General features: G+C 63.0%; 7 protein-coding genes. 3 read left to right on the forward strand and 4 right to left on the reverse strand.

Features of this window, described 5'->3' with window-relative positions:
• Positions 1-451: 451 nt before the first annotated feature.
• Positions 452-1,546 (reverse strand): hypothetical protein, encoded by a 1,095-nt coding sequence (locus AC1DT2_RS13960; RefSeq protein WP_477296937.1) that lies wholly within the window; start codon positions 1,544-1,546, stop codon positions 452-454.
• Positions 1,547-1,595: 49 nt separating this feature from the next.
• On the reverse strand, positions 1,596-2,225 hold the full coding sequence (locus AC1DT2_RS13965) for a cation efflux transmembrane domain-containing protein (RefSeq protein WP_477296939.1): 630 nt from the start codon (positions 2,223-2,225) through the stop codon (positions 1,596-1,598).
• A gap of 61 nt (positions 2,226-2,286) precedes the next feature.
• Between AC1DT2_RS13965 and AC1DT2_RS13970 the strand changes: the two genes are divergently transcribed.
• Positions 2,287-2,670: a MerR family transcriptional regulator gene (locus AC1DT2_RS13970; protein WP_477296940.1), complete on the forward strand. Its 384-nt coding sequence runs from the start codon at positions 2,287-2,289 to the stop codon at positions 2,668-2,670.
• A 78-nt stretch (positions 2,671-2,748) separates the two neighbouring features.
• On the opposite strand, the gene AC1DT2_RS13975 is transcribed toward AC1DT2_RS13970, so the two are convergent.
• Entirely contained in the window at positions 2,749-4,707 is a 1,959-nt protein-coding gene (locus tag AC1DT2_RS13975) for a M61 family metallopeptidase (protein WP_477296941.1), read from the reverse strand.
• A 77-nt stretch (positions 4,708-4,784) separates the two neighbouring features.
• On the reverse strand, positions 4,785-5,162 hold the full coding sequence (locus AC1DT2_RS13980) for an ArsR/SmtB family transcription factor (protein ID WP_477296943.1): 378 nt from the start codon (positions 5,160-5,162) through the stop codon (positions 4,785-4,787).
• 74 nt (positions 5,163-5,236) lie between these two features.
• Here AC1DT2_RS13980 and arsH point away from each other — a divergent pair, with 74 nt between their 5' ends.
• Positions 5,237-5,962 carry an arsenical resistance protein ArsH gene (arsH, locus tag AC1DT2_RS13985; RefSeq protein WP_477296944.1) on the forward strand — a complete coding sequence of 242 codons (726 nt, stop codon included), beginning with the start codon at positions 5,237-5,239 and terminating at the stop codon, positions 5,960-5,962.
• A 2-nt stretch (positions 5,963-5,964) separates the two neighbouring features.
• Positions 5,965-6,165, forward strand: a 201-nt coding sequence (locus tag AC1DT2_RS13990) for a thioredoxin domain-containing protein (RefSeq protein WP_477296945.1), incomplete at its 3' end; no start/stop codon positions are given.

Consider the following 6,165-nt stretch of genomic DNA (forward strand, 5'->3'; position numbering starts at 1 on the left):
CTTCCCGATAGCATCACTTCTACGCCGATGTGAAATACGCCGCGTTCCTCAGAATCGCCGGCTCAAGCACTCTCAGCACGTCGCTCGCCTGGATTCTCAGAGGCTCCCACGAGCGATGCCGCATGGTGGCGATGGATCCCTCGCGACTGTTCGTAGGCAGGCCCCCGACGACGATGGCCTCCTCAGGCAGTTCCTTCAATGCACTAGCTAGCCTGACGAGCGCAGCAGACTGAGCTTCCGTGAAGTACGACATCGGAGAGCTGACCATATTTGGAATCGGCCCTGAAACGTCCTCCTGAATTTCCCMGGCGGCGTTGTAGTTACCCATCACTTCGCACTGTTCCTCGGCAGTGAGCTCAAGAATGCGAAGTGCCTTGAGGAAGTAGAAGATTTCGTGCTCGAACCACTCTTCCTCGGATATTTCTTCGTTCTCGATGGGTCCTCCACCCGACTACCTGCTTGAATCCATCATTACTTTCACGGCCGCCCTACCCCCGGGGGTCATAAACGGAAGCAGCGCGTCGAAGTCCGCAGTGAACCCGATGTCACAGCCGTCTCCCGTCGCCCATTGGTTGAAGGCCATGCCGGTGGCGGTAAGACTGATACGAAACGACACCGCACCGGTGTATTTCGCCGTGCAGTTGTCGTCGCCTGCCGGTATATCACCGGGCTTCACGAACTTCGCCAGCAGTGGCGCGGGCATGGTCGCCGAGTCATCGGCGCCTGGGGTACCTTTCGCACCGAACCATCCCCACAGGTCGACACGCTTGCCCGTCACCAGGTCCCAGGTCAGGTCGTGACTCGAAATACCGCTTTGTCCCATGCCAGCCGCCCATGAGTAGAAGTTTATCGACAGGTACCGGCCTAACCAGAACGAAGGTGCCACGGTCGTCTCGTCGTCCATGACGAACCCGCGCGTGCTCAGGTCGTTGCGACGTCGGGCGTTGTACTCAGCCACTGTTGCCGGGCTGTCGTCGATGAACTGGCGAAGGTCGCGGTTGATGGCGTCGGCGGCGGCACCCGGTAAAAGGATCTGGATCGTCGCCTGGTTCAGGCCGGATAGCGTGCGGTAGCCGTGACCATTGAAGTCATTGCGCGGGCCGGTGACCACGCGCGGCGCGGTTGGCGCTTCCAGCAGCGCGACGAAGGCATCGCTGCCGCAAGCTTTTGGGTCGGCTACACCGGCGCGGGTCAGCGCGACAGGCACCCCGACCGCGTCATCCTTTTTCTTCTTCCAGCTGCCGGCGAGCGTGCCGCTCCCCGCGGCCAGTTCGACTTCCCAGACGCCGTCGGCTTCCTTGATGGTCTTGTTACTCGCGTCGAAGCCAACGCTGATGGGCACGAGGTGCTTGAGGTAGTAGTAGCTGCCCTCCGCCCCGTGGGTGTCCGAGCGATTGAAGCAGGCGACAACAGGTTGCCGTCCGATGCTGCCTTTCCAGATACCGGGCAGAGCCGCAGGATCGAGTGACGCGGCCATGACCAGTGGCGACGTGATCACCAGCGCAGCGACAAGTATTCGTATGTATCCAATCAGTCCCAGGCGCATATCCGGTGGAGTTCCTTCTCGTGGCGTTGCGGAATCTTACGCCGTACCGCTACACACCTGCGACGGGGCCTCGCACCAACGGCACCGCCGCCCGAATCACCGACCACCCCGTCTGCAAAAACAACACGGCCAACGCAGCACCGAAGATCAGGTCGAGCCACCACCAGCCGGTCCACGCGATCAGCCCGCTGGTAACCAGCACTCCCGCATTCCCGATGACATCGTTTCGCGAACACTGCCACACCGAACGCATGTTGATGTCGTCCGCGCGATAGCGCGTCAGCAAGACCAGGCAGGCGCCGTTGAGCATGAGCGCGCCGGCCGAGGCCAGGCTCATCAGGCTCGTGGTGGGTGGCACCCCGTGGGATAACCGATAGACCACCTCAGCCATCACCACCGCCGCAAAGGCCACCTGCAAGCCACCCTTGGTCAACGCGGACATCGCGCGAGCGCGCAGGGAACGACCGACCACCAGCAGACTGATGCCGTAGACCAGGGCATCTCCCAGGCTGTCCAGCGAGTCGCCCTGCACGGCACTGGAATTAGCCAACCAGCCGATGCCGAACTCGCCGCCGAAGATCACCAGGTTGATAACCAGCACGGTCCAAAGCACACGGCGATCGGCCGACGTATCCGCCAGGGCGCGGGCCTCGCAGTTATCGTGATCACAGCAACCCATGCAGGGAGTTCCACCAGGAAAGGGCTTAGACTGAGGTCCGTAGTAACTACGGAGTCAACCCATGCGCATCAGCGAACTAGCCGCCGCCACCGGGTGCAACCTGGAGACGATCCGGTACTACGAACGGATCACTCTGCTTCCCGAGCCGCCCCGGCTGGGGACGTATCGCCAGTACGGCGCCGACGACGTAGCGCGTCTGGACTTCATCATGCGGTGCCGGCATCTGGGCTTCAGTCTCGAGGAGACCCGGAGCCTGCTCGGCTTGAGTGCCAGGCGAGACGATTCGTGCGCGGCGGTCGACGTGATCGTCCAGACGCACCTTGAACAGATCGAAGCGAAGCAGCGGGCGCTAGCGGAGATGGCTGCGGATTTGCGGGGCATGCTCGCGGCGTGTGCGCAGGGTACCGTCGCGACATGTAGCGTCGTGCGCAAGCTCGCTCACTGATTCGCTATCCCACGCGCAAAAACGCCGCCGCATCGAACGATGCGGCGGCGTCTGTTGGTCAACGCTGGTCGCTAAGACCTACTTCCGCGCAGCAATAATCTCGCTCAAGTAATCCGGCGTCCCATCCACCCGCACCAGATGCGGATACTGCAGACCACCGTGATAGTCCACGGGAACGGTACGGAACCGACCCTGGTACTTCAGCGTCAGCTCGATCGGCGTCTTGCTGTCTTTGGCGGCAGTGATCGCCGTCGTCAGGACATCCTTCGAGTAGGCCGCGCCGTTGACCGCGACCACGGTGGCACCGCTGCTGACGCCTGCCTTGAACGCAGGGCCGTCCCAGCGCACGTCGCCCACCTTACCGGCGTCGGTCATCGTCAGGCCGATCGACCAGGTGAAGTTCACCAGGTGGCGCAGCGCTTCCGGCCGGGCGTCGTACGCCTTCTCGTAGTCGCTTTCCTTGTCGTCATAGACCAGCTTCCAGCCCGTGCCCGCCAGGCCATCCTGCAGCTGCGGATTGACCGAGGCGACATGCGCCTTCAGGAAGCTCGCCCAATCGTACTTGGCAACACCATCCAACGCTGCCACCACGTCCTCGAACGTATAGGTCTTGGGCACATAGCTGCCATTCTCGACACCGAAGAAGCTGCGCGCGAAATCGTCGAGCGACGACTTGTCGTGCGTGAGGCTGCGCAGCTTGGTGTCCACCGCCAGCCACATCATCTGGCCGCCGCTGTAATAGTCCTCACTCATCTGCCAGCTGCGGTACGGTAGGGGCCGACGCTGCGCAATGGTCGGATCATTCGTGGTGTCCTCGAGCGTGCGCCACTGGAAACCTTCGCGGTTGCGCTCGTAGTTGGCGGCGACCAGCGCCAGCCCGTCACGGAATTCCTGCGGCGACCACATCCCGGCTCGCGCGGTCAGTACAAAGCCCCAGTACTGCGTCTGACCTTCGTACACCCACAGCAGCGAATCGCCCATCGGAACGTTGAAGTTGGGCGTCCACAGGTCGGCCGGACGGCGGAACTTGCCGTTCCACGAATGCGTGTACTCATGCGCCAACAGGTCGCGCTCGGATGCCGCGTCCTTCCAACCGGTGAAGTAGTCGGCGCCCAGTCCGTCTTCGCTGGACTGGTGATGCTCCGTGCCGTTACCCGCCAACTGATCCGACAGCGAGAACAGGAAGTCGTAATGGTCGTAGTGGTGCGAGCCGAACAGCTTCGTCGCCTGCGTCACCAGGTTGCGATGCACCGTGAGCTGCTCGGGCGTCATCTCCAGGTACTTCGGTTCATCCGCGACCACGTCCAGGAACACCGGCGCCTTGTCGCCCGGGTTGAGCGCGACGCGCTTGAAGTACTGACCCGCGTAGACCGGCGAATCGACCAAGTTCTCGAAGGACACCGGCTTGAAGGTGGTGGTGTCGCCCGTCTTCGTGGTGGTCTCCAGTGCGGTGCCGAGCTGCCAGCCATGCGGCAGCGTCAGGCTGGGCGCGAAGGTGATGCCGCGCGTGTAGTAGCCCGCGGGATACAGCGCCACCTTGCTCCACTCCATCGACATCAGGCGATCGGTGATCTCGAAGTCCGCGTCATCCCCGCGCTCGGAGAGGTACTGAAAGTCCGCGTCGATCGACGAGACATCCGCCGGCACGTCGAGATGGAAGGCGTAGACGTTGTACTCATCGCGCTTCCACGCGAGCGGCTTGCCATTGGCGCTGAGCTTCAGGCCAGCGAGCATGGCGATCGGGCCGGTGGGCGAGTGGTCGCCGGGAATCCACTGCGGGTACAGCAGGGTCAGCGCGCCCGCCTTCACCGGAATGGATTCATGGACGCGGAAGATGCCCTGCGCCGTATCGTTCGCATCCACGTGGATCGCCACCGTTCCGACGTACGGCGTGTCCTGCGGCGGGGGTACATGGTCGGAGACAGTCCATTGCGCGGCAGCCGTGCCGGAGGCGAGGGCCAAGGCAAGGGAGAGAGAGAGGCGCGAAAACTTACGATGCTTGGCAGCCGGCAGACCGGCGAGAGGGACTGAGTGCATGAAAGGCTCGACGAGTAAGTGAGGAGGGGCACATGCGAACCATGCGGCCGCCGTGAATCATAGTGCCCATTCCGCTCTTACCCGAGTGCCTTAACGCCTCGACGTTTGGCGACAGCCGCGCGCTTGCCCGCCACCTTCGCAACGTTCGCCGCCGGCACGCAACTACCACCGCTACCCGCGCAGCAGTTCTCGGTCAGGTAACCGACAAGGCCATTCACCGCGGCAATCACCGGCGCGTAGTAAATGAAGCGACCGCTCTGGCGACTGGTGACAAGGCCCGCGTGCAGCAGCTCTTTCAGATGGAACGAGAGGGTAGCACTCGGAAAACCCAGACGTTCGCCTATCACCCCCACGGGCAATCCTTCCGGCCCCTGCTCGATGAGCAAGCGGAAAATCGCCAGGCGCGACTCCTGAGCGAGCGCGGAAAGGACCTTGATGGCGTCGGCGGTTTGCATGGCGGTTGCGTCGTTCGTCTCGATATCTCTAGAATGATAGAATCGTTAGCGCCAAGCAACCCTCGGAGAGCATCGTGACGTCAGTCGATCTTCCCCACCTGACCGGCAACCTGCCGCTGCCCGAGTGGGAACGCCTCACCGTCCAGGGCGATGGCGGCCATGCACCCCGCATCCTGATCCTGTACGGCTCGCTGCGCCCGCAATCCTTCAGTCGCAAGCTCGCCTACGAGGCGGAGCGCATCCTCCAGCACCTGGGCGCCGAAACACGCGTATTCGATCCCGCCGAGCTTCCGATGCTCGACAGCGTGCCCGCGAGTCATCCGAAGGTGCAGGAGCTTCGTGCGCTTTCGTTGTGGTCGGAGGGCCACGTCTGGGTCAGCCCCGAGCGGCACGGCAGCGTGACCGGCGTCTTCAAGAACCAGATCGACTGGCTGCCGCTGGAAGAAGGCAGCGTGCGTCCCACCCAGGGCAGGACCCTGGCCGTCATGCAGGTATCGGGTGGCTCGCAGTCATTCAACGTGGTCAACGCCTTGCGCGTACTCGGCCGCTGGATGCGCATGGTGACCATCCCGAACCAGTCCTCAGTCGCCAAGGCCTGGAACGAATTCGATGCCGCCGGTCACATGAAGCCGTCGCCGTACTACGATCGCGTGGTTGACGTCATGGAGGAGCTGATGAAGTTCACGCTCCTGGTCCGTGGCCGCAGTGATTATCTTGTTGACCGCTACAGCGAGCGCAAGGGCGCCGCTGAAGCCCTTGCACTGGCTGCCGCTGCAGCCGTAGTGGAACCTACGTCATGACGATGAACGCAACGATCTACCACAACCCCCGGTGCGGCACCTCGCGCAACACGCTGGCGATCCTTCGCCATGCCGGCATCGAGCCGACCGTGATCGAGTACCTGAAGACCCCGCCGGATCGAGTGACGCTGCTGCGCCTCCTCGTCGACGCGGGGCTGACGCCCCGCGAGGCGGCGCGTCAGAAGGAACCGCTGTTCGGTGAG

The organism is Luteibacter sp. P4_E6 (assembly GCF_056401535.1).